The organism is Patescibacteria group bacterium (assembly GCA_038064855.1).
In the GTDB taxonomy this organism is placed as follows: Bacteria; Patescibacteriota; Minisyncoccia; order Ryanbacterales; family GWA2-47-10b; genus SICQ01.
The window spans coordinates 18,523-42,153 of the sequence record JBBTSE010000007.1; the positions used below are offsets into that span (position 1 = coordinate 18,523).

Annotated in this window: 28 protein-coding genes; 27 read left to right on the forward strand and 1 reads right to left on the reverse strand. The window is 49.6% G+C overall.

Annotation, left to right across the window (positions count from 1 at the left end; translation table 11 throughout):
- From AAB417_02200 to AAB417_02245, 10 genes are all read left to right on the forward strand, one after another.
- Entirely contained in the window at nt 1–690 is a 690-nt protein-coding gene (locus AAB417_02200; GenBank protein MEK7630812.1) for a hypothetical protein, read from the forward strand.
- The gene (locus AAB417_02205) at nt 674–1,426 is read left to right on the forward strand and encodes a hypothetical protein (GenBank protein ID MEK7630813.1); all 753 of its coding nucleotides are present in this window, start codon (nt 674–676) and stop codon (nt 1,424–1,426) included. The genes AAB417_02200 and AAB417_02205 overlap by 17 nt, the downstream gene beginning before the upstream one ends.
- A 274-nt stretch (nt 1,427–1,700) precedes the next feature.
- Entirely contained in the window at nt 1,701–2,027 is a 327-nt protein-coding gene (locus AAB417_02210; protein ID MEK7630814.1) for a hypothetical protein, read from the forward strand.
- Nucleotides 2,028–2,147: 120 nt separating this feature from the next.
- Complete coding sequence (locus AAB417_02215) at nt 2,148–2,369, forward strand: DUF378 domain-containing protein (protein ID MEK7630815.1); 222 nt, start codon at nt 2,148–2,150, stop codon at nt 2,367–2,369.
- Nucleotides 2,370–2,434: 65 nt separating this feature from the next.
- Nucleotides 2,435–3,064 carry a rhomboid family intramembrane serine protease gene (locus tag AAB417_02220; protein ID MEK7630816.1) on the forward strand — a complete coding sequence of 210 codons (630 nt, stop codon included), beginning with the start codon at nt 2,435–2,437 and terminating at the stop codon, nt 3,062–3,064.
- 2 nt (nt 3,065–3,066) lie between these two features.
- A complete protein-coding gene (locus AAB417_02225) occupies nt 3,067–3,630 on the forward strand; it encodes a Gmad2 immunoglobulin-like domain-containing protein (GenBank protein MEK7630817.1) in 564 nt (187 codons plus the stop codon).
- The gene (locus tag AAB417_02230) at nt 3,623–4,336 is read left to right on the forward strand and encodes an RsmE family RNA methyltransferase (protein ID MEK7630818.1); all 714 of its coding nucleotides are present in this window, start codon (nt 3,623–3,625) and stop codon (nt 4,334–4,336) included. The genes AAB417_02225 and AAB417_02230 overlap by 8 nt, the downstream gene beginning before the upstream one ends.
- A complete protein-coding gene (gene queA, locus AAB417_02235; GenBank protein ID MEK7630819.1) occupies nt 4,333–5,382 on the forward strand; it encodes a tRNA preQ1(34) S-adenosylmethionine ribosyltransferase-isomerase QueA in 1,050 nt (349 codons plus the stop codon). Before AAB417_02230 ends, queA begins: the two co-directional genes overlap by 4 nt.
- 68 nt (nt 5,383–5,450) lie before the next feature.
- Nucleotides 5,451–6,371 carry a methyltransferase domain-containing protein gene (locus tag AAB417_02240; GenBank protein ID MEK7630820.1) on the forward strand — a complete coding sequence of 307 codons (921 nt, stop codon included), beginning with the start codon at nt 5,451–5,453 and terminating at the stop codon, nt 6,369–6,371.
- A gap of 67 nt (nt 6,372–6,438) precedes the next feature.
- Nucleotides 6,439–7,041: a DedA family protein gene (locus tag AAB417_02245; protein ID MEK7630821.1), complete on the forward strand. Its 603-nt coding sequence runs from the start codon at nt 6,439–6,441 to the stop codon at nt 7,039–7,041.
- Here AAB417_02245 and AAB417_02250 read toward each other — a convergent pair.
- A complete protein-coding gene (locus AAB417_02250; protein ID MEK7630822.1) occupies nt 7,038–7,265 on the reverse strand; it encodes a hypothetical protein in 228 nt (75 codons plus the stop codon). The two genes, AAB417_02245 and AAB417_02250, sit on opposite strands and share 4 nt — an antisense overlap.
- 103 nt (nt 7,266–7,368) lie before the next feature.
- On the opposite strand from AAB417_02250, the gene AAB417_02255 reads away from it, so the two are divergent.
- The 17 genes from AAB417_02255 (at nt 7,369) to AAB417_02335 (ending at nt 23,576) form a co-directional block, all read left to right on the forward strand.
- A complete protein-coding gene (locus AAB417_02255; GenBank protein MEK7630823.1) occupies nt 7,369–7,707 on the forward strand; it encodes a 4a-hydroxytetrahydrobiopterin dehydratase in 339 nt (112 codons plus the stop codon).
- Nucleotides 7,708–7,723: 16 nt separating this feature from the next.
- Entirely contained in the window at nt 7,724–9,625 is a 1,902-nt protein-coding gene (locus tag AAB417_02260) for a hypothetical protein (protein ID MEK7630824.1), read from the forward strand.
- A 30-nt stretch (nt 9,626–9,655) separates the two neighbouring features.
- Nucleotides 9,656–10,798 (forward strand): tRNA guanosine(34) transglycosylase Tgt, encoded by a 1,143-nt coding sequence (tgt, locus tag AAB417_02265; protein MEK7630825.1) that lies wholly within the window; start codon nt 9,656–9,658, stop codon nt 10,796–10,798.
- Nucleotides 10,773–11,180 carry a methionine--tRNA ligase subunit beta gene (gene metG / locus AAB417_02270; protein MEK7630826.1) on the forward strand — a complete coding sequence of 136 codons (408 nt, stop codon included), beginning with the start codon at nt 10,773–10,775 and terminating at the stop codon, nt 11,178–11,180. The genes tgt and metG overlap by 26 nt, the downstream gene beginning before the upstream one ends.
- A 5-nt stretch (nt 11,181–11,185) precedes the next feature.
- The gene (locus tag AAB417_02275; protein MEK7630827.1) at nt 11,186–11,914 is read left to right on the forward strand and encodes an ABC transporter ATP-binding protein; all 729 of its coding nucleotides are present in this window, start codon (nt 11,186–11,188) and stop codon (nt 11,912–11,914) included.
- Complete coding sequence (locus AAB417_02280; protein ID MEK7630828.1) at nt 11,911–12,681, forward strand: ABC transporter permease; 771 nt, start codon at nt 11,911–11,913, stop codon at nt 12,679–12,681. The genes AAB417_02275 and AAB417_02280 overlap by 4 nt, the downstream gene beginning before the upstream one ends.
- Before the next feature lie 109 nt (nt 12,682–12,790).
- Nucleotides 12,791–14,791: a hypothetical protein gene (locus AAB417_02285; protein MEK7630829.1), complete on the forward strand. Its 2,001-nt coding sequence runs from the start codon at nt 12,791–12,793 to the stop codon at nt 14,789–14,791.
- A 3-nt stretch (nt 14,792–14,794) separates the two neighbouring features.
- Nucleotides 14,795–15,484 (forward strand): HAD-IB family phosphatase, encoded by a 690-nt coding sequence (locus tag AAB417_02290; GenBank protein MEK7630830.1) that lies wholly within the window; start codon nt 14,795–14,797, stop codon nt 15,482–15,484.
- Between the two features lie 380 nt (nt 15,485–15,864).
- Complete coding sequence (gene atpB / locus AAB417_02295; GenBank protein MEK7630831.1) at nt 15,865–16,611, forward strand: F0F1 ATP synthase subunit A; 747 nt, start codon at nt 15,865–15,867, stop codon at nt 16,609–16,611.
- Between the two features lie 45 nt (nt 16,612–16,656).
- Nucleotides 16,657–16,896 (forward strand): ATP synthase F0 subunit C, encoded by a 240-nt coding sequence (gene atpE, locus AAB417_02300; protein MEK7630832.1) that lies wholly within the window; start codon nt 16,657–16,659, stop codon nt 16,894–16,896.
- A 20-nt stretch (nt 16,897–16,916) separates the two neighbouring features.
- Entirely contained in the window at nt 16,917–17,426 is a 510-nt protein-coding gene (locus AAB417_02305) for a hypothetical protein (GenBank protein ID MEK7630833.1), read from the forward strand.
- The gene (locus AAB417_02310) at nt 17,423–17,800 is read left to right on the forward strand and encodes a F0F1 ATP synthase subunit delta (GenBank protein MEK7630834.1); all 378 of its coding nucleotides are present in this window, start codon (nt 17,423–17,425) and stop codon (nt 17,798–17,800) included. Before AAB417_02305 ends, AAB417_02310 begins: the two co-directional genes overlap by 4 nt.
- Before the next feature lie 9 nt (nt 17,801–17,809).
- Nucleotides 17,810–19,336 carry a F0F1 ATP synthase subunit alpha gene (gene atpA, locus AAB417_02315; GenBank protein MEK7630835.1) on the forward strand — a complete coding sequence of 509 codons (1,527 nt, stop codon included), beginning with the start codon at nt 17,810–17,812 and terminating at the stop codon, nt 19,334–19,336.
- A 1-nt stretch (nt 19,337) separates the two neighbouring features.
- Complete coding sequence (atpG, locus tag AAB417_02320) at nt 19,338–20,261, forward strand: ATP synthase F1 subunit gamma (GenBank protein MEK7630836.1); 924 nt, start codon at nt 19,338–19,340, stop codon at nt 20,259–20,261.
- Nucleotides 20,261–21,637: a F0F1 ATP synthase subunit beta gene (gene atpD / locus AAB417_02325; GenBank protein ID MEK7630837.1), complete on the forward strand. Its 1,377-nt coding sequence runs from the start codon at nt 20,261–20,263 to the stop codon at nt 21,635–21,637. The genes atpG and atpD overlap by 1 nt, the downstream gene beginning before the upstream one ends.
- A complete protein-coding gene (locus tag AAB417_02330) occupies nt 21,634–21,873 on the forward strand; it encodes a F0F1 ATP synthase subunit epsilon (GenBank protein ID MEK7630838.1) in 240 nt (79 codons plus the stop codon). The genes atpD and AAB417_02330 overlap by 4 nt, the downstream gene beginning before the upstream one ends.
- Nucleotides 21,874–21,884: 11 nt before the next feature.
- On the forward strand, nt 21,885–23,576 hold the full coding sequence (locus AAB417_02335; protein MEK7630839.1) for a SulP family inorganic anion transporter: 1,692 nt from the start codon (nt 21,885–21,887) through the stop codon (nt 23,574–23,576).
- The last annotated feature ends 55 nt before the right edge of the window (nt 23,577–23,631 follow it).

Genomic DNA, 23,631 nt, shown 5'->3' on the forward strand with positions numbered 1-23,631 from the left:
ATGAACAAGCAGACAAATCACAACCCGATGACAGAGACAGAGCTCGATACCGCATTGAGTCTCTTTGAGTCGGGCGCATCTCCCGAAGATATTATTAAAAAATTCTCTGGACACAAAGAAGAAATCGTGGGTGTTTTGCGTATGATGAGTGCTATCGCGCGCGATGCTGATGCCACCGTGCCACCAAAAGAATTTCTTTCTTCGATCATAGAGAATGTCACAGAAAAGAATTCCACTCGTTATTCAAAGCGAGGGGTATTCTCCTCTATTACTAGCTCACTGACATATGCATTTGATGTCGTTTCGGTACACGCACGCATCGCGGTACCAGTAGCGGCCATGGCTCTTCTGCTTGTGATATTTACGGCGAACCGCCCGGGTGATCCGGCGCAAGCGCCAGAAATCTCACAAGACGGCAGGACGCTTTCGCAGGTTGCAGATGAAGGCATCTTGGTGTCCGAGTATGGCGACGCCGCCGGTGTCGCTATGAAATCAGGGGTAGCACCCCAGATGATGGCGATGCAGGCAGCGCCACCTGCTACTGGCAACGCTGATGATGCAGTATCAGCATTCGCCGAGAGTTTCTCGGAAGAAGAGGCGATGTTTGCTGCCGGTGACGCTGATATCGCGGCATTTATTGCAGATGATGGTGCATATGCATACAAAAACTTTTATGAACAAGAACTATAAAACAACTCAATATATCGCAGCAACGCTTGTAGCATTGACGCTCGCAGGGCCTTTGAGCGTTGCAGCACAAACCGCAACCTCAACATCTAACGGCAAAGATTTTTGCGATCGTGTTGGTACGATTTCAACCAATCTCGAAAAGCGCATTAGCAATAGAGAAGATCAGTTTCGCCGACTCAAAGATAATCGTTTAGAGACATTTTTGAAACACGCGTCATCGACCATGGAGCGTCTTGATACTACGCGCGATAAATGGGATGACAATCGTAAAGAGCATTATGCGAAGTTACTCGAGCGCGCGGATACCGATGCCAAAAAACAGGCGGTAGAAAAGTTTCGCGCAGCGATGGATGCGGCAACCGCAAAGCGCCGCGCAGCTATCGATGCTGCACTCAAAACTTTTCAGACTGATGTAAAGAGCATGATTGGTTCACGCAAGGGCGGTCTTGAGAAAGCGGCGGCTGATTTCCGCGCTTCAGAACAAGCGGCCATCAAACAAGCAAAAGATGCCTGCTTGTCAGGTAAGCAGATCAAAGATGTGCGTCAGACGCTTAACAAAAAACTTCAGACTATGCAGCGTAGTTTTGAGGGCGATCGTCGTGATGCCAATCGATTGGGCGTCGGTCTCGACGGACTCGCGCGCAAACGCCAAGAGGCATTTCGTGAAGCTCGTGAGGCATACGAGAGTGCAGCACGCAAAGCACGCCAAGAATTGAAAGTAGTACTCGGCGCATAAATCATATACAAATGAAAAGGTCCCGCACCATGGTGGTGGGGGACTTTTATGTCAGTGGCGATCGCGGCGATATCGAATCTCTGTACAGCAGAGAGCTGATGTGACGGCAAGCACCAATCCAATGGAGCCGAGTACGATGACAAAATTCATAAACGCCCCCTTCTTTCTTAACTGTGGCACGAGTAGGAAAGTTTTTCAAAAACCCTGTGCATATTGACTTATAAAGAAATAGTGGTGTGGTAGCTATCGAACGGTAGCTCTTAGGGAGGATAGGATGAAGCAAAAACCTGTCTATACATGGTATGTCGAGCCGCTCCGTGCGCATACCAATGAAGTCATCGCGCGCGAGCTCGGAGACGACATCTTTCTCGAGCGCAATGTGCGCTGTGAGGACGGTATTCTGCGTACACTCTGGCGTTGCGACTACGCATTCGTGGCGCGCCTCCAGCAAAGCAAGCAGAGCCTGCAGATCGAGTTTCGCGTCTTCAACAAGCGCGGAAAGCATGGGGCAGTGCGCCTTTGGCACTTTACTAGGTCACGCAAGGCGGCGGCCACGACCCGACGCAAGCTCGATATCATCCGCAAGAGGCGGGCCTCCTAGACATAAGAGGCCCTTTTTCATACTTTGTTGGCTTTTATAAATGCGAGTATACTGGAGATAGGTTACTTTCATTATTAAAGGTCGGTTTTTTATCAGAACCTTTCTCTATAACTTTATCTAATGAAAGCGCTTCACATGGTTGCGTTTATCCTCTTGGTTGTGGGCGGTCTTAATTGGGGGCTTTACCTTTTCGGCTTCGAGGTTGGCGCAAAATTTTTAGGCGGTATGGATTCAACTCCTGCCAAAGCGGTCTACGCGCTCGTCGCACTCTCAGCAGTCTTTGAGCTTGTCACGCACAAGTCATCCTGCAAGATGTGCAACAGCAGTTCGCAGACAATGTAACCTTGTACGAAAACACTCGGCACTACCCCCGAGTGTTTTTGTTTTGCTGTGATATGATAGCGGGTATGCAACGCATACAGCCACGCCCACCGGTAGTAACAGCATTTGCGTTATTGTTCAGTATCATATTCCTCGCGTTTATTTTTTCGCGTACCTCGTTTGCTATTGTACAAGCGCTTGAGCAGTTTGGTTTTATACCAGAAAAAATGCTTTCGGTCGGTGAATGGTACCGTATCGTTTCGTCGCTCGGTATACACGAAAATAGTATGTTTCTTGCAGTTGAGGTGCTTTTCTTGCTTGTACTTGGCGGGCCGTTTGAAAAGAGACAAGGCGCACAACATTTTTTAGTAGTATTTATGGGCGCGTCGCTTGTGTCGTTTATTGCCTTTAGTTTGTTTGCATGGGGGCAAGGACTTGTGCTGACGGGGTCATTTGCTGGCATTGGTGGAGTTGTAGGCGCATGGGTTGCTGAGACACATGGTCGTAAGCGAGTTTCTCATTATGGCAATGTAGTCGTAAGAGACTTTGAAGAGTTACCAGCACTTTTGGTTTTAGCATTGTGGCTCTTTGTGATCTTCGTGCTTTCCATACTGTTTTCAGCCGATTTTTTCATCTATTTCTCGGCTGTATGCATAGCTACATTTGCGGGGGGCGTAATCCACTTTGCGTTCACGCCAAAGCGCGGTAAACTATAGATATGAATTCAAAAATTCTTTTAGGCATTGTCGCTCTCGGTATCGTCGTCGTAGGATTTTTCTTGTTCGCATGCGAAGATGATTGGTGCATGGTATTTGCGTGGCAAAAGGTGCAGGCGGTAAATACTTTTGATGATTGCGTTCGCCTCGGGTTTCCAGTCTCCGAATCATATCCACCACAATGTCATGCGGGTTCAAAGTCATTTGCCAAAGATGTCGGCAACGAGATCGATAAGATCGATTTAATTCGTATCAATTGGCCGCGTCCCGGTAGCGCTATCAAAAAGGGTGTGCCCTTGTTGGTCAAAGGAGAGGCGCGTGGCAATTGGTTTTTTGAAGCATCGTTTCCCATTGTACTCAAAGATGGCAACGGCGCTGTCCTTGCCGAAGGTGTCGCGCAAGCAGAGGGCGAGTGGATGACCACTCAGTTCGTGCCGTATGTGGCGACTCTCGCGTTTTCAGGTACACCCACGACAAACAATGGCACGCTCACATTGCATAAAGACAATCCTTCAGGTATGCCTGAACATGATGACGCGCTCGTCATTCCACTTACCTTTGAGTAGAAAACACCGGTTTATCGGTTCGTTTAATCTTGCAGATTCTCATCTTCTTGTACGCGATGGGGCATTTTTCAATCAGTGCAAAAATGTATTGCGTCTGCGGGAAGGCCAAGAGATTGTTTTGGGTGATGGCAAGGGTAGCGAGGCGCGCGCGAAGATACTCGCATATGGAACGCGTTCGGTGTCTGTTGAGCTTCTGGATCGTGCGACCGTCACGCGCGAAGTGCCCATCGAGGCGACGCTCTACGCATCAATGCTCAAACATGAACACTTTGAATTTGTCGTCCAGAAGGCGACCGAGGCGGGGATCGCGCGCATCGTGCCTATTGAGTCCGCGCGTACGGTAAAAAAAGGTATGAAGCGAGCGCGTCTCGAGACGATTATGCGCGAGGCCTCCGAACAGTCTGGTAGAGCACATACGCCGGTACTTGAAGATATGATGACTTTTGGCGAAGCTCTCGACGCGGCAAAAGCGGCAGGGCGCGTAGTTTTTTTTGATAGCTCTGGTATTGCGCTTACCGATATACCTACCGCAAAAAAAGGTACTTCGATAGCGTTGTTTGTAGGCCCCGAAGGAGGTTGGGACGCCCAAGAACTGGCAGGCGCGCATGATGCCGGGTGCGTCATCGCAAGCTTGGGAGGATTAGTATTGCGCGCAGAGACTGCCGCTACTATCGCCGTCTATCTGGGCGCGCACGGACTTTTATGAACAGTGCCGATTTGAGTCGGTATGAGTATCGTCTACCTGAATCATTGGTCGCGCGGCGACCCGCGAGCGTACGCGATCGCTCCAAGTTATTTATATATGACACGGTGACTGACACGATCGCGTTCGATACATTTCATAATATCGCACAGTATTTGCCTGCGAAAACATTGCTTGTGCTTAACGAGACCAAAGTAGTGCCAGCGCGCCTCTCGCTCACCAAAGAGACAGGCGGTAAGGTGATAGCGTTATTACTTATCAATGAATGGCAAGGGCACGGGTCTCTTAGGGCGCTTGTTGATCGTAAGGTGACGGTCGGTCAGATACTGCGTGCCGATGCGCGGCATTTTTTCAAAGTAGTAGATCAAAAAGATAAAATCTTTTTTCTCAAGCCAAGTATTTCGCGTGACGCGCTCATCGGGTTTTTGCAGCGCGCGGGTGAGACGCCAATACCAAAGTATCTTGCAGGCGGCAATATGTCCGAGCGTGTACTGCGTGAGCGATATCAAAGTGTGTTTGCAAAGCAGGCCGCGTCAGTCGCCGCCCCTACCGCGTCACTGCATTTTACTCCGAATGTTTTTACTTCACTCAAAAAAAAGCATATTGAATCAGCTCGTATAGCGCTCCATGTAGGTATGGGCACCTTTGCGCCATTTGGCGAGCGCGAGCTACGCACCAAAAAACTATTTACTGAATATTATGAGATATCATCAGAGGCCGCGCGCCGCATCACTACTCAAAAGAAAAGCGGCTATCCCACCATCGCGGTAGGCACTACCGCTGTGCGAGCGCTCGAGAGTGCGGCGCGCGCAGGTGCTCTACGAGCTGGCAACGGCGCTACTGATATTTTTATCTACCCGCCATTTCGATTTCGTATTATTGACGGGCTGATTACAAATTTTCATTTACCCCAATCATCACTCATGTTGCTTGTTGATGCATTGTTGCAGCACAAGCGTGCAAAACGTCGTATCGCGGATTTGTATAAAATCGCTATACGCAAAAAGTTTAGGTTCTATTCATTTGGTGATGCGATGCTGATCCGATAGAGGGCTCGCCTTTACTGTTTATCCGTGGTATAATCGCAAAAGGTTTGTTCCTAACCAAGGAGGTATAGATGCAGGCTTTAGGTCGTACGCAGGTATTGCCACGCCGAGGAGGGCGCGAGCACTGGCCTGACGGATCGCAGGAGCGACAAGTTGAGCGGTTCTATAGCACGGGTGGCGATAGCTACCACGATGTGCGCGGGGGATTTCTGTCGTTTGGCCTTCGCACGCGCGTCGGCATGACCTACGAGGAAGCCACCCTTGAAGAGGCTTACTACATGGGTAAACTCGCCGAGTTTACGCGCCAGAGCATCGTGCTCGATGTGGGCTTCGGCAATGGAACCCAAGACATCGTCTGGCTCGAGCGCTGGGCGCCTGATCGGATCGTGGGGATCGATGTGACCTATGCCCACGTGCGCCGCGCGCAAGAACGCGCCGCACGGATGGGCGTACCCGAGACCAAGATGATGTTTCAGCATGGGAGTGCTACGGCACTTTCGTTCTCTGAGGCGTCGTTCACTCACGTCATCGGGCTCGAGTCTCCGCCTCATTTTGATACGCGGGAACGCTTCTTTCACGAAGCGTATCGTGTGCTCAAGCCGGGCGGACGAATCGTGCTCGCTGACTACTCGCTCGAGCGCGATCCCGCAACCTTCTTTGAGCGCATGCTGGTGCGGCAAGGTGCTCGCCTCTGGCATGTGCCGGAGAAAAACATCTACGGGCGCGATGGATACATTCGCCGTCTTCGTAACGCGGGTTTCTACAAGATTCATGTCGAGCGCCGTGGGGCTGATGTGATTCCCGGCTACGTCGCCGATCATCGCCAGTCAGAAGCTTTGTGGCAGACCATGAAGGTGAGGGGTTTTTGGCAGGGCGTCGTGGGTGGATCGATCATCGATACCGCAGTACTCAAACTCTACGAGCGAGGACTCCTCGAGTACATCTTTGTCACAGCAGAGAAGCCTCCAATCAAGGATGGCGAGGCCGTCTGACGACAATCATCACCAGTTTCCCGCAGGGGAGCTGGTGTTTTTCTTTTTAATCAAGAACAATACAAATATGTTTGCTGTACCATTTGAATCGATTTTGCAGGCGCTTGGGTATCTGGGCGTTTTCTTGCTGATGATCGCCAATGGTTTTATTAGCTTTCCGTCGAGTCAGATTTTATATATCGTCGCCGGGTATTTCGTATCACTCGGTCATCTCAATATTATCTTCGTCTCTCTTATTGGAGCGCTTGGTAATACGATCGGCAATATCATGCTCTACGAAGTGGTGCGAGCGTATGGTCTTTCGTACATTACCAAATGGGCGATGTTCCCCGAACGCGAGGTCAAAAAAGTAGTCATCGCATTTCGCAGGCGTGGCGCGTGGTTTTTATTTTTGGCAAAGATGCTCCCAGCCATCAAAGTGTTCGCACCTATTCCTGCAGGCTTATCTCATATGAACCGCGCGCTCTTTGTACCGATTATTTTTGTGTCATCGTGGTTGTGGTCACTTATCTTTTTGGCTATTGGGTATTTCTTTGGCAAAACGGAAGATATTTTCGGCGCGTACGCATTGGTGCTTTCGCTCGTAGCACTCGTTGTCGTAGGTATTTTCTATAAGTATATGAACAGCAAAGAGGTGATTGAAGCTCTGGAAAAAGAAAGCCGCCACTAGGTGGGTGGCGGGCTGTGATGCTGGCGAAAGTTTTCGCGCGTGGTGATGGTGCGCTCGAGTTTGCACGATAGGCAACGCTCGCGCGTGCGGACCTCGTCCCACTTCGCGTAGAGGCGGCCGAGCCCTGCGATCTCCGAATCTTCGGCGTGGCTGATGCGTTGCATGGAGACGACGCGCATATCGTGATAGCCGTTGGGCGAGCACGGTTTTTTGGTTCTCATCATGTACTCCCTTCTTTTCTATTCGTAAGATTTTTTGACTAAAAAGTCAATCTCTTGCATAATTTCTTCTTTGCCCGTTTTTCTAGGTCATGCAATACTATAAGTAATGACCGAGTCACTCCTCGATAAAAAATGTGCGCCGTGCGAAGGCGGTACCCAGCCACTTACGCGCGAGCAGGCGATACGCCAAGTCTCCGATCTCCGTGCGACATGGGACCTTTCATCCGATGCTCTTAAAATAAGTTGTATATTTGAGTTCGGTACATTTCGTGACGCCATCGGATTTGTGAATAAAGTAGCGGATTTAGCTGAACATGAAGGACATCATCCTGATATTCATATATCATATAGTATAGTGACCATTGAGCTTTGGACGCATGCCATCAAAGGCCTTTCGGAAAATGATTTTATTCTCGCGGCTAAAATAGAACATTTGTTGGGATAGAGGTATACTAAAGTTAATGTATCGAGTACTTGATAGTCGTATCATCGTAGTTGCGCTCGCATGTTCTGTTTTTCTTTTTGCTGCGTTTGTAGGTTGGCGGTATGATATCTATCTTTCGGCGGTTGATGCTGGTCTTGCAGAAGTATTGAGTAGTACTGTATCTGAGGATGTAGCAGAGATGAGTGCTCTCGCGGCCGATGATGTACCGGTGACATTCGCGCCACTAGCCGCATCAGTGTTGCCCAGCAAGTATCCGAGTTTCGCGGTTAAATTTTCTGATAGCGTACTTAAACAATACCCAGTGCCCGATAGCGGCACGGTGAGTGATATAGATATCGACGCTACAGTCATTCGCGCAGGGCGTGACCAGTGGCAACTTACGCTAAAGACTAAAGTGCGCACAATCAACCAAGTGTATTTCCCATGGGAGATGACACGCAATCCACTTAGTTCTGATCCTCTGCGCGCCGATACCGTTATTTACCATACGCTTATGTTGGGTGCGGCCCAGCAAGACAAAGGCCTCATCGAGTGGGGTTGGCAGGGTTGGGAATATCCAGGGCCTACCTATGCGCCACTGTTAGTCGCAGCCAATGATATTGAGGCAAAGATTCTTGCTGCCGCAAATTGGCCTCCGCGCACTGTCACGCCACTCTATTCGCTCAACCGTATGGTGTTGCGCTATGAGCAAGACGTACCACTCAATACGCCGACCACATACTCTGCTTTGATAGCAAAAGTAAAAAAGAAGAAGACGGCGGGTGCTGCAGAACCTTGGCAGACAGCGCTCGATAAATATCGCACGTGGCTTGACCGTCAATTGAAAATCGCGAGAATCGAAAAACCAACATATCCTGATTGGATCAATAATTCACACGGCTGGATTAATGTACAGCTTGAAAATCGTACCGCGTTTAATAGCAACGATCTCCAGACTCTTTGGAATAAAACTCACAAATATTTTCCTTGGATGCAGTTTTGGGGTCAGATGAGTACCTACGCAGGGCCGCCACAGTATGCGGTGCCGCCACCATTGCCGGGCGAATTGGTCGGTTGTTGTATTGATATGAGTCAGATGCACTCTCGTTATCTTCCTACGCTGCCGACATTTGCGGCATCGACCACGGCGGCTGGTGGACGCATAGGATATTATTCACGGCCACATTTGATTACCGAGGGTGGTCCACTCTTTAATCCTGATGGTACGGAAAATACTGCCAACACCGCGCATCTTCTTGATTGGGTTGCGCGCAATCGCGACGAGTATAAGGCCAATGCACATTATCTCGATATTTACGCGCGTCAAGATTTTGGCGACATGCTCTCTGTCGCGCGCCTATTGCAAGATCGGTTGCCCGCAGAGTCTGTCATCGAGGGCGTGCACGATATCTATCCGCGCGCATTTTTGATCAGCGGTTTTGTAAACGACGCAAACGATACGATCGATCCTGCCGGAACGCGCACGCGCTTTCCGAGTTTTGGGCGTTACTTACTCAATAGTCAGCCGATGTTTTTGGGGGAGTCAAACGGTGGCCACGCGTATTGGGGGGTGGCGAATAGTTATGTTTTAGAACGCCAAGCATTTTTACTCGGCGCGAAACTCGACATCATGCGTCCATTTGAGACAGGTCAGGAAGTAGCTGGAGTACTCAATGTGGCGGTACAAATGATCGTTGAAAAACGCAATGAAAAAAACTGGTGGGCGCGCAACCCTGTCTATATGTACCGTGTCGGTATTTCTAATATTCCCGCAGGCGTTGATGTTAGACACTTCAAAGGCAAGAGTAGAGAAGATTTATTCGTGATTGATAACTGGCAACAGCAAGTAGGTCTTTCGTTTACCTATAAAAATCGCCCGCTCGCAATTCCTACCGACAAGCTCTCAATCCTTGTCTGGCGTGGCGGCAAGCTTGAGTAAGACGACACTTTGCCGTATGATTGCCCGATAATGTTTTCTTTTCGTATCACAAAAAAATCAAAAAAATCCCGAGCTCGACTCGGGATTTTGCGCACCGCTCACGGCGAGATTGAGACGCCCGCGTTCGTACCGGTAGCTACGCGCGCGGTTGTCAAAACGCTGACATCAAAAGACGCACTCGCAGCTGGCGCGCAGCTTTTGATTGCCAATACTTTTCATCTTCATCTGCGCCCTGGTGAAAAAACAGTTGCGCGCGCGGGCGGGCTTCACAAGTTTATGCAGTGGCCACGGCCGCTCATGACTGACTCGGGCGGGTTTCAAGTATTTAGTCTCGGGTTCGGACAGGATTTTGGTACGGGCAAAATGCTCAAAGAAAAAAGCAATAAAGTGATCAAAACCGGCCAACAGCCGCAAAAATTGCGCATCACTGACGCAGGTGTCGAGTTTCGCTCACCGATTGATGGCGCCAAGATTTTTATTGGTCCGCGTGAATCGATGCGCATCCAAGAACAGCTCGGCGCTGATATTATTTTTGCCTTTGACGAATGTACCTCGCCCATTGCCGACCATGCGTATACCGAGCGGTCGCTCGAGCGCAGTCACCTGTGGGCTACACTTTGTCTCAAATATAAAAAGAAGACATCAAAGCAGGCTCTCTACGGCATTGTGCAGGGTGGCAAGTTTGAGGATTTGCGCCGTGCGAGCGCGCGTTTTACGGGCGCGTTGCCGTTTGATGGTATTGGTATCGGTGGCGAGTTTGGCGATGACAAGAGTGCTATGACGCGTATGGTCGGTTGGGTAGTCGATGAGCTACCTGAAGATAAACCGCGCCATCTCCTCGGCATTGGCTACCCTGAAGACATTGTACCGATTATCAAAGCGGGCGCGGACACTTTTGATTGTATCGTGCCGACGCACTACGCACGCCGCGGGTTTGCGTATACCAGTACCGGCAAGCTTGATATGAAGAAAGTCGCATACCTCAAAGATCAAAAGCCTCTTGATAAAAAATGCGCGTGCGAAGTATGCAAGACCTATTCGCGTTCGTATATTACACACCTCTGGCGCGCGGGCGAGATGACCGCGATGTCACTGCTCTCGATGCACAATCTGTTTTATTTCAACGCTACGGTCGCGCGCGTGCGTGATGAGATTCGCGCGGGGTGTATCTAAGTGTTGCCAAAACACCACTCGGCATAGCATTATAGAAGACACAATGATCTCATACGAAGATTTTATAAAGACAGAACTGCGCGTAGGTACTATCCGTGCCGCTGAGCGCGTTGAAGGTTCTGATAAGTTGATTCGTTTTTCAGTCGATGTAGGCGAGACTGACGAGGCAGGTATCGAAAAACCTCGCCAGATTGTAGCGGGCATCGGCAAAGGGTATACACCCGAAGATTTGATTAGTCGTCAGATTGTGGTGGTTATCAACCTTGAACCAAGAAAACTTATGGGGCTAGAGAGCCAGGGTATGTTGTTGGCCGCAGGTGCCGATGTGCCGGTGCTCTTAACTCCTGATAGAGAGGTACCACCGGGCTCTACCATAAAATAATTTTTATGAAAGCACTCGACATACAAAATTTGCGTAAATCGTACGGATCTACCGATGCGGTCAAAGAAATCTCGTTCTCAATAGAGCCGGGGGAGTTTTTCGGTTTCCTAGGCCCTAATGGCGCGGGTAAGACGACAACGATCAAATGCACAACTGGCATTGCGTCATTTCAGGGCGGTACCATCAAAGTGTTTGGTATCGATGTAGTGGCAGATTATCGCGAGGCGCGCAAAAAGATTGGTCTGGCGCCTCAAGATTTCAATGTCGATATTTTTGCGACTGCGTATGATATTTTGTGGTATGTAGGTGGTTATTATGGCATCTCAAGCGCTTCGCGTAAAAAGAGTGTTGATGATGTACTCGAACGCTTTGAGCTCGGTGTGCATAGTAAAAAAAGTTTTATGGAGCTTTCAGGGGGGCTCAAGCGCCGCGTAATGCTCGCGCGCGCCATGGTACACAATCCCGATCTTTTGATCCTCGATGAGCCGACCGCTGGCGTGGATGTTGAGATGCGTCATGACTTGTGGCGATATCTACAAGATCTCAATAAAGCCGGCAAGACTATTTTACTTACTTCACATTATTTAGAAGAGGTAGAGTTTTTGTGCAACCGTATCGCGATTATCAATGGTGGTAAAATCGCAGCAATAGGGGACAAGAGCGAGTTTACCTCGGGTGGCAGAAAACTTGAACAGACATACTTGGAAATTACCAAAGACGGCAAATCATTATGAACAAGCCAAACTGGATAGGATTACAAACATTTGTCGCACGCGAGACGGGGCGCATGTTTCGCGTATGGATTCAGACGCTTGGCGCACCGTGGATTTCCGCACTTCTCTATATTTTAATTTTTGGGCATATCGTAGGTCAGCGCATTGATACGATCGCGGGCGTGTCGTACATCGATTTTGTGCTACCAGGCATTGTGATGATGAATATTATGAACTCGGCATTTTCGCATACCTCGACATCGCTCTACATTATGAAATGGTTTCGTTCCATCGATGAGCTTTTGGTAGCACCACTCTCGTATCTTGAGATGATTATCGGATTTTTGGCAGGAGGCGTCGTGCGAGGCGTCATCGTAGGTGCCGGTGTATATGCTATCGGCGTATTCTTTACACAAGCAACTATTGCTCACTTTTTCTTGATGCTGATCTATGCTGCGGCCATCTCGACCATTTTCTCACTCGCGGGTATGTTGGTCGCGTTGTGGGCGAAAAATTTTGAGCAACTTTCATTGCCCAGTATTTTCATTATTACTCCACTAACTTTTTTGGGCGGGGTATTTAACTCAATACACATGATGCCGCCATTTCTCCAGTGGATTGTGCGTCTCAATCCGTTCTTCTATTTTGTTGATGGGCTCCGCTATACGATGCTTGGCATTTCCGAATCAAATATGCTTGTGGGTATGACACTCACCGTAGGACTCATCCTCGGCCTCGGCTACTGGGTGTGGTATCTCTTCAAGATTGGGTATAAGATCCGCGAATAAAAAATCTTGACAAATAGGCTGATTATCAGTCTATTTTTTAACGCTTGGACGCGAGACGGCCTTTTTTGCTAGTCTATGGGTAATCGCTTACCAGCTTTCTTAACTTGCTATGAATAAAAAAATCCTCATTGTCCTTGTCGTACTTTTTGTATCAATTGGCGGGTATTGGTATGTGGGCAGCAATAAAAACGCGCCCGAAGAAAAACTCATTATTGACCCTATAGCGACTGATACCAAGTTCACTGGCAATCAGGTTATCGCCACGGACCACAAGATGGTGTTGCAAAAAGGCGCATCGGTTGCGGTTGAGGGTGATCTCAAGATTGATGGTGTACTCTCGTGCGATGATGGCCCCATAATGATATCGGTCACGGGTGCGCTCGAGGTCAATCAGCGCATCGAATGTATGCGGCCTGACAATAGTACTGACGGCTCAGGCGTGTTGCTCGTGGTCGCCGGTCCCGTGACATTTAGTAAGGATGCCGAGGTTATATCAAACGGTTCGGTGCAGATTGTCTCGAGCGTATCTGCGGCGAAAAAGACGCAAGGCGAGATTGATGCGCTCTTTATCGAGGCGGGTACCAACACGGGTGCGGGTACGCGCGTAGGTCCGTTTATCGAAGGTGCGACGCAAAAGATTAGTCTCAACGGCCAACCGATAGATTTTTCATCACTTGGTTTGATTCGCGAGGCGCATGCACAGGGTGCGCGCGATAAAGACGGTAATCTGTTGCCTCAAGTATTGTTGAGCGGTCGGTGGACTGTTGGCAATGGAGGCGCCTCACCAAGTGGCGTCTCGGTGCCTACGCCACCAAAAGATATTAAAAAGATTTTGCTCAATTTTGATTTCGGAGACAAGGGCAATGTCGCGATAAAAGATTTTCACCTACTCGGCCCCGATGGTAGAGACGGCGATGATGACATCGGCAAGTCATGTAGCGCGCGCGGTAGCAAAGGTGAAGACGCATTTCGCATGCGTGTGAACGCGGCAAATATCACGATTGATAATTTTAGGTTAGAACTCGGTGACGGCGGCAAGGGAGGGGATGCGGAAACTACTGCTGATTGCGATCCGGGCCAGGCGACCGGTGGCGCAGGCGGTGCTGCTGGCAATTTCAAAATGACAGCCGGCGACAAGATTGTCATCAATAGTTTTCATATCGTACCAGGCGTGGGTGGTCAGGGCGGTTTTGCCACAGCCATCGGTAAGCCCGGTACTGACGCATGCCCCGGTAGCAAAGGTGGCGACGCGATTGCCACGGGCGGCGATGGTGGCAAAAATAAAAAAGAACTTGCGGCCTTGGGTGCAGTAGAGGGTCTCGCGAGTGTGGTGGTTGAAAAAGTCGAAGGCGGTGAAGGTGGTTTGGCTGTCGCCAAGCCTGGCAAGGGCGGCAACGGTAGCGGATGCAAATGCCATGGTGGCAAAGGTGGCAGTGCCAATGCGACCGGCGGCAAAGGAGGTGACGCTTCACTAAAAGTGACTGGTGCAGCGGGTGAAGCAGTAGGTGGCGATGGTGGCGATGCCAATGCACGCGCGGCTGAAGGTGGCGTTGGCGGCAGCTGCCCGCTCAAACCGAAAGGTGGTAGTGGCGGCAACGGTGGCAATGCGGTCGCCAAGATAGGCAAGGCAGGCAAAGGAACTACTGGTGACGGTGCCGATGGCATCGTGCAAGACGAGACGGGTGGCAATGGCGGCAAAGGCGGTGACGGTTGCGGACCTGGCGGCGGCGGCAAAGGCGGCCTCGGCAAGCCCAATGGCGCTGACGGCAAACCAGGCGCACTCAAATGCCCTGAAGACAAGAAATCTCCCCCGCCTCCCATGACTGATCCACGCATATCTCCTCCTCCACCAGCAGGAGATACTACGGGTGGAACTGGCACGGATATAATAGAAGTCCAAAAAAAGAAAATAAAAGTAATCCAATACAACGGCAAATATTTGCCCGTAGATCAATTAAAAATTGAAAGTGAAGTTGGCTGTGGCGCTGATCATTGGCATGCGCTAGAGGGTTTGGTAGTAGCCACCGACGGTACGCGCGTGCAAGACCCCGGCCCACAATGCGGCTACGGCAAAACCAGCGAAAAGCCCACCATGAATATAGAAATATAACGCATGCGCAAAGTCGCGGTATTTGATGTCGACGGTACGATCTTTCGCTCAAGCTTACTCATTGAGCTTGTCGATACGCTGATCGCAGAACGCGTATTTCCCAAGAGTGCCGCGCGCGTATATGCCAAGGCAAAAGTTGATTGGCTTGATCGTAAGGGTGACTACGAGGCATACATCATGGCGGTGGTGCGTGCGTTTACTCTTCATATCCGCGGATTATCATCAGACAAATTATTGCGCATCTCGCAACAGGTGATTGATATACATAAGCACCGTACCTACCGCTTTACGCGTGAACTATTGAGCGAGTTAGGGCGCAAAAATTATTTTTTACTTGCGATCTCAAATTCACCAAAAGATATTTTGGATTTGTTTTGTCGCGAGTATGGTTTTGATAAAGTGTACGGTCGTATGTACGAGCTTGACGGCAAGGGTAGGTTTACGGGCAAGGTACTCAATGCGGATCTAGCGACTGATAAGGCAAAACTTCTTCTACGCGCGGTCGCCAAAGAAAATCTCACCCTCAAGGGTTCGGTGGGGGTAGGGGATACGGAGGCGGATATCCCAGTACTCAAAAAAGTAGATCGCGCTATTTGTTTTAATCCAAATAAAAAAATGTATCAGGCGGCTCGGCGCAATGGTTGGGAGATTGTTGTCGAGCGCAAAGATATGATATATAAGCTTTCTGCATAAAAAGTGAAAGCCGCTTACGATCTGATGATCGTAAGCGGCTGGGGCGGGCTTGCTCGCCTTGGGCGAGGTCAAAAGTTGGCGAGGCATCCGCGGCACAGCACCCGCTGGGGGAATCTGCGCAGAAGGCCGCGCTTGAGCGGCAGGGCGTGCTCTACGCAGTTACCAAGTCGTTCGGGTCCAAGGGGCTTAGCATGTGCGTCTGGTTGGATGCAGAGCGTACTGCATTCTTCGGTGGCCTTGCTATGGTTGGGGCACGGCGGTTCCTCGTACTCGCTTTGTTTTGCCAAAGTACCATCCTCCTCTATAGAAGCACTATACTATATTTTTAACTAAAAGTCAATAGTCAAACATGCTTATTTTTTGGCATGATAGTCATATTCATGACTGAAATCTCCATCAAAGCAGAGGAACTTTTTCATATCGGCACATTTTCTGTGACGAATTCTTTTTTGCTTTCGGTCATTACGCTTGTCGTTTTGTTATTTGTAGCAATGCTCGTATATAGAAAGATTTCGATTATACCTGGCAAGCTACAGAGTATGTTTGAGCTTTTGATGGAGTGGCTCTTGGGTGTCATGGATTCGGTTTTTGGCAACCGTCATGCCTCAGAAAAATATTTTCCACTTATCGCGACTATTTTTTTGTTTATCATGATTTCCAATTGGTTCGGCCTTTTGCCCATCGTGGGTTCGCTGGGCATTCATGCGGTACATGATGGCCATCATCTGTTTGTGCCACTCTTGCGTGCGCCGGCGGCTGATCTTAATTTCACCATCGCGCTCGCTATCATATCAGTATTCTCGATACAATTCTTTGGCGTACTCGCCATAGGTTTTACGCGTCACTTTTCAAAATATTTTACACTCAAAAACCCCATACTGACCTTTGTGGGTCTCCTTGAATTTATCGCTGAATTTGTTAAGATAATCTCATTCTCGTTTCGACTCTTCGGCAATGTATTTGCGGGCGAGGTGCTGCTCATCATTATCGGATTTTTGGTACCGTACGGTGTGCCGCTCCCGTTTCTTTTCCTTGAAGTTTTTGTAGGATTTATTCAGGCGTTTATTTTCGCCATGCTGACAATGGTTTTTGTCGCGATGGCGGTAAACAAAGAAGCATCCCACTAAGCGAGATAAAAGGTCATTACTTATCACTTTTGAAAAAATACTAATATGGAAGCAATGAGTCCCGAAGTAGTAAAAATGATGTCGATCGCATTTATCATGGGCGTAGGCACTATCGCACCCGCGATCGCAATTGGTTGGATGGGTTCTAAGGGTGTCGATGCCATGGGCCGCAACCCTGAGGCAGCACCAAAGATTCAGACTGCCATGATCTTGGCAATCGCGTTCGCAGAGGCAATCGCTATTTATGCGCTTGTCGTATCGTTGGTCATCAAATTCGTCGAATAACAAAATAAAAAACGCTATCTATGAGTGAGCTTGCGAGCCAGCTGGGCATCAACTGGAAACTTCTGCTATCGCAAGGAGCGAACTTTTTTGTCTTGCTTACTGCACTCACATTCTTGGTGTGGCGTCCGCTCTTGCGTATCATGCGCGATCGTCGTGAGAAGATAGAAGAAGGCTTGCATGACGCCGATGAGGCAAAGCAAAAACTCGGTGAGATTGACGCGGTTTTACACGAACGCACGCTTGAGGCGGACAAACAGGCGTTTGCTATCATTCGTGGTGCAGAGCAAAAGGCAGAGGTGCGCGCCACCGATATCGTTCACAAAGCCGACACGCGCGCGGAAGAATTGCGCCGCGCGGCACTTGAAGTGATAGCACAGCGAGAACGCGAAGAGTTTGAAAAATTTGCAGATTCCGCGCGCTCACTCGTACGCAATGCTCTTGCAAAAGCGATCGAGACTGAGCCCGCCAAGGTAGATGACAAGCTTATCAGTGAGGCGGTCACCTATATACGCAAACAAAAAGCGCTATGAAGTACACTCCTCGTATCTATGCCAAGGCACTTATTGAGTCACTCGCGGGCGCGTCTGCGGCGGCTCATGAAGGTATCATCAAGCGATTTTTTGCCGCGGTACGAAGACGGGGGGATGTTCGTCGCGTGCCGGAGATTATAGAGGCGGTGCGTGAGACCCTGCGCAGACGCGTGGGCGGTAGGCTTGTCGAGATAGCATTTGCACGCCGTCACAAAAAATCTATACTCGATTCGTTTCGCACCCTTTTTACAAAACATGATGAAGTAGTCTTTCGTACCGAACCCGAGCTCGCGGCTGGCGTGCGTATTACTATTGATGGTGAACGCGAGTTTGATCAGACTGCTGCGCGACGCATCAAAAAACTTTTTCGTTAAATAATAATTATGCAATACGACCTTGTTGAAAAACTAAAAAAAGAAATCGCCGGTTTTCGTGACGAACCTAGCTTGGAGGCGGTAGGTACGGTCGTAGAAGCTGGTGACGGCATCACTAAAATTTCAGGGCTTTCCAAAGCACAATCGCAAGAGCTTTTGGTCGTCGAGACGCCCGACGGTGATATTTTTGCTGTCGCGTTTAACCTCGAAGAACATTTTATCGGTGCGGTGTTGCTCGGTGAGCCGACTGCTGTGCGCGTTGGCGCAAAGGTACGCGGTACGGGTGCGATCCTTTCGATCCCTGTCGGCAAAGAGATGATCGGTCGCGCCGTCAGTCCGTTGGGAGTTGCCGTCGACGGCAAAGGCGCACTTTTCAAAGATATTGATGATGCAGAAACCGCGCCACTCGAGCGCAAGGCACCATCAGTCGTCGCGCGTGAATCAGTCAATGTGCCATTACATACCGGCATCAAAGCTATCGATGCGATGATCCCGATTGGTAGAGGGCAGCGCGAGCTTATTATTGGCGATCGTCAGACTGGTAAGACCGCGATTGCTATCGATACTATTTTAAATCAGAAAAATGAATCAAATCGCCCCATTTGTATCTATGTAGCGATCGGTCAGAAGAGCGCAAAGATCGCGCGCATCATACGCGTACTCGAAGAAGCTGACGCGCTTAAATATACTATTGTGGTTTCTGCACCGGCATCAGCTCCTGCGGCATTGCAGTATTTAGCACCATTCGCTGGGTGTGCTATCGGCGAATATTTTATGGATCAGGGTAAAGATGTGCTGGTTGTTTATGACGATCTTTCAAAACACGCTGACGCGTATCGCGAGCTCTCGCTCTTGTTGCGCCGTCCGCCAGGACGCGAGGCGTATCCAGGTGATATTTTCTTTTTGCATTCGCGTTTACTTGAACGAGCCGCGCGTCTCTCGCGCGAGTTTGGTGGCGGGTCGCTGACTGCGCTCCCCATCATCGAGACCAAGCTCGGTGACATCTCGGCGTATGTGCCTACCAATGTCATCTCCATCACTGACGGGCAGATTTATCTTGAATCCGATTTGTTTACCAAGGGTTTGCGCCCCGCGGTCAATGTAGGTCTTTCGGTCTCGCGTGTGGGATCTGCAGCACAAACTAAGGCGATCAAAAAAGTAGCAGGCCGTTTGCGTCTTGAGCTCGCGCAATTTCGTGAGCTTGAGGCCTTTGTGCAGTTTGCATCTGACCTCGATGATGCTACCAAAGCAAAAATTCACCGTGGGCAGATTTTGACCGAAGTGCTCAAGCAGTCTGATCTCCAACCGCTCGCGTTTGAGCGCGAAGCGGTTATCTTGTTTGCCGCACTCGGTGGGTATGTCGATGAGATTCCACGCCCTCGCATTAAAGAGTTTGAGGCGGGCTTGTTGCAGTATATCGAATCAATGCAAGGCGATATTTTCACAAAGATCGCGTCAACTCGTATGATTGATGACGAGACCGAAGCCGCGCTGGTGGGTGCTATCAAATCGTTTATAGAAGTGTTTACAAAATAATATGGAATCGCTCCAAAGTCTTAAAACACGCAAAGCCGCCGTAAAAAATGTCGGTACCATCACCAAGGCGATGGAGGTGGTGTCAGCGACCAAAATGCGCAAATCCCAAGAGGTAGCACTCCGCACGCGTCCGTATGCTATCGAGGCGTTGCGACTTTTGCGTAAGGTAGCAAAACTCGCAGGCGAGACACCGTGGACGACTGCGCGTCCCGTCAAAAAAACACTCATCGTAGTGATGGCGTCTGATAGGGGGCTCACGGGCGCGTTCAACGCTCAGGTGTTGCGTGCTGCTGAAATTCTTATCAACAGAGAATCAGCAAAAAATCCCGTAGCGATTTTGGCTATTGGCAAAAAAGTAGAGCGCTACGCGCAAATGCGCGGACTCGAGCTTGCTGGTAGTTTTTCAGGATTTGGCGACATCGTCGCGTTTGATGAGGTGGCACATGTAGCTGGTGTGGTAGTGCGCGGATTTGCCGGTCAGGAGTGGGATCGTGTACTTACCATCTCTACGCATTTCCGTACAACCCTCAAACAAGATGTGTCGGTACGCGAGTTCTTACCGACCAATTTTGAAAAGTTAGAGGAAACCATTCGTGAGATTACACCCGAGCGTGGCCGATACGCCCAGATAGCAAAAGATACGGCGCGCGATATCAGCGATATTTCATATATCCTTGAACCGTCACCACAAGTTTTATTTGATATACTGATGCCATATTTGCTCCGCATGCAGGTGTATCATTTGGTGTTAGAGGCAAACGCGTCGGAGCATTCAGCCCGTCGTGTCGCTATGAAGACCGCATCGGACAACGCTGACGATCTTGCGAGCGCCCTGACCCTTTCATATAACAAAGCGCGGCAGGCAGCTATCACTAAAGAAATCATCGAGATTACCGGCACACAAAATGCACTGGAGAACGCATGATCACCAACGGAAAAATTATTCAAGTTATCGGTCCTGTCGTCGATGTAGAGTTTCCTGACAAAGTAAAACTCCCGCGTTTATTGGACGCGCTTGTCATTGAGTCTGCAGGCGGCGAGATTGTAGCGGAGGTCGCGCGTCACCTCGAGCCCGGCCGCGTACGCGCGGTGGCACTTTCGAGCACAGACGGTTTGATACGCGGTACAGCGGTGCGCGATACGGGCGCGCCAGTCATGGTGCCTGTAGGCAAAGAGGTACTCGGCAATTTGTTCGATGTATTGGGCCGCCCACTCGATGCCAAGAAAAAAGACATGGTGTTTGAAAAACGCTGGCCCATTCACCGTGCCGCCCCCGGACTCGACGAGCAGTCAACCAAGACCGAAGTATTTGAAACTGGCATCAAAGTCATCGACTTGCTCGCGCCCTTTATCAAAGGTGGCAAGATCGGTCTGTTTGGCGGTGCCGGTGTAGGCAAGACCGTATTGCTTATGGAGCTCATCCGCAATGTGGCCGAAGAGTCAGGCGGCGCGTCAATATTTGCGGGGGTAGGCGAACGCACACGCGAGGGCAATGACTTGTATAAAGAAATGCAGGAGTCAGGTGTTCTCGATAAAACCGCGCTCGTCTTCGGTCAGATGAATGAAGTACCCGGTGCGCGCTTGCGTGTGGCACTCACCGCACTCACCATGGCTGAATATTTTCGTGATGAAGAACAAAAAGACATGCTGTTGTTTATCGACAATATTTTTCGTTTTAGTCAGGCGGGCTCCGAGGTATCGACATTGTTGGGTCGTCTGCCGTCTGCGGTAGGATACCAACCAACGCTCGCATCCGAGATGGGCGCATTACAGGAACGCATTACATCGACCAAAAAAGGTTCAATCACATCCGTGCAGGCGATTTATGTACCGGCAGATGACATTACGGATCCAGCGCCTGCCGCGTCATTTGCGCACCTTGATTCGACCATTGTACTCTCCCGCGCACTTACTGAGATCGGTATCTATCCCGCGGTCGATCCGCTTGCATCATCATCAGGCGCGCTCGATCCCAAGATCGTAGGTGAAGAGCACTACAATACGGCGCGTGGTGTACAGCAGGTGCTCCAGCGTTATAAAGAACTCCAAGATATCATCGCCATCTTGGGTCTTGAAGAACTCTCTGACGAAGATCGACTCTTGGTATCGCGCGCACGCAAGGTTCAGCGCTTTTTGTCTCAGCCATTTTTTGTGGGCGAGACATTCACCGGCATCTCAGGTCAGTTTGTACCGCTCGCCAAAACAATCGAGAGTTTCAAAGCAATATTGGCAGGCGAGTATGATGACAAGCCCGAAGACTTCTTCTATATGAAGGGCGCGCTCGGCGAGGAGTCTGTATGATGTTGCGCATTCTCTCACCTCGAGGTATTGAGTTTGAAGGCGATGCTAAATCACTCAATGCAAAAAGCGCGTTAGGTGAGATCACGGTGCTCGATCACCATCATCCACTCATGACGGTACTTGCCAAGGGAGTTATGACTATCGAACAGGTGGCAGGCGACAGACGCGATATACCGATTGAATCAGGATTTTTAGAGATGAACGATCAGAACGAGCTTATATTGCTTATCAACTAAATCCTTCTTTTATGGAAAGACATACGCCTTCAGGATTTTCCCATTTTTTTGCAGAAGCAAAGCACAATTGGAAAGCCGCGCTTACAGTCTCGCTGGTCGCTATTCCTCTTTCTATATCACTCGCAGTTGCTGCAGGAGCTACACCAACCCAAGGCATCGTGACCGCTATCTGGGCGGGTGTCATCGCAGGTATTTTTGGTGGCAGTAATTACAATATTACCGGTCCCACGGGCGCGCTCTCGGGCTTACTAGCAACATTTGTATTTATACACGGCGCCAATAGTTTGTGGCTTCTCTCAATGCTGGTTGGAGCGCTTATCTTGGTGGCGTGGTTTTTTCGCTTGGAACGTTATTTGATCTATATCCCCGCAAACACTATACAAGGGTTTACACTCGGTGTTGCCTTTATCATTGGGCTCAATCAGTTTAACTTTGCGTTCGGGCTGTCAGGACTTCCCAAGCATGAAGCTTTTATCGACAACCTTATTGAATCTTTCCGCCACATCGGCGATTCGTCTCTTGCTGCTATTCTCACTTTCGCCACTTTCTTTTTTTTAATGTTTACGATCGAGCGCGTTTGGAAGAAGATACCGAAAATGCCGCATTTGCCCGCGGCTGTTATTTTGACGCCTTTCGGTATTCTTCTCGGATATTTGTCTGCAACAGGTACAGTAGCTTTGGGGTTACAAACACTCGGCATGCGCTATGCTGATATTGCTCCACGGCTTTTCTTGCCGTATTCTTTTCAATTCCACATTGACCGATCTTTGTTTGTTGTCGCGACGACGATCGCGCTTATCGCTATTTTAGAGACCATGCTTTCGGCAAAAATCGCTGATGGCATGACCAAGACCAAGCACAACAAACGCAATGAAATGTTGGGGTTGGGCCTCGCAAACCTTGCATCAGGATTCGCCGGTGGCATTCCCGCTACTGCCGCTCTCGCGCGTACCGCGCTCAATATCAAAAGCGGCGGCACACACAAGTCATCCGCGGTGATGAGCTCGTTGTTCGTGGCCCTTATCTCGTTTGCGCTTTTATCGTCGTTTCAATATATACCGCTCGCGGTAATCGCGGCGATATTGGTGACAGTCGCGGTGCGTATGGTTGAGCGCGAGCATTTCCGCCGCATGTGGGTGATTGATAAAAAGAGTTTTATCATCTCGCTTGTGGTCGCCAGCATCACTATTTATGAAGATCCAATCGCTGGTATCTTGGTGGGTGCTGCGGTGTCGCTCGTACTCTTTCTTGATACGCTCTCGCGCGGTCAGTTTGATCTTGTAATCAACGATACCAACAAAAAAATCGTAGGCCGGCTCTCTGGTCATGACATTGGCCAGATCACACAAAACTCTCACACGCTGGTATATTCTATCAAGGGGCATTTGACCTATGTTGATAGTCAGGCGCACATCTCGCGATTTGAACTCAATCTCAATGGGTATGAAAATATCATTTTGCGTCTGCGAGAATTGTATTTCGTCGATCTTGATGGAGTTGACGCGTTTGATGAAATTATCTCAATCATCGAGCAACGCGGCAGAAAAGTATATATCACCGGAGCCAATGATTTAACGATTCATATCTTGCGTCAGAGTCATGCATTCAAGAGGCTCGAAAAAAATGATCAGGTATTTCCTCATACCGCCGATGCGCTCGAAAAGCTCGGGTTTGATCTCAACGTCGCGCACGAGTATCAATAATACTTAGCAGAAAAAGAAAAAAGGCCCATGCAATACTATTGCGTGGGCCTTGTGC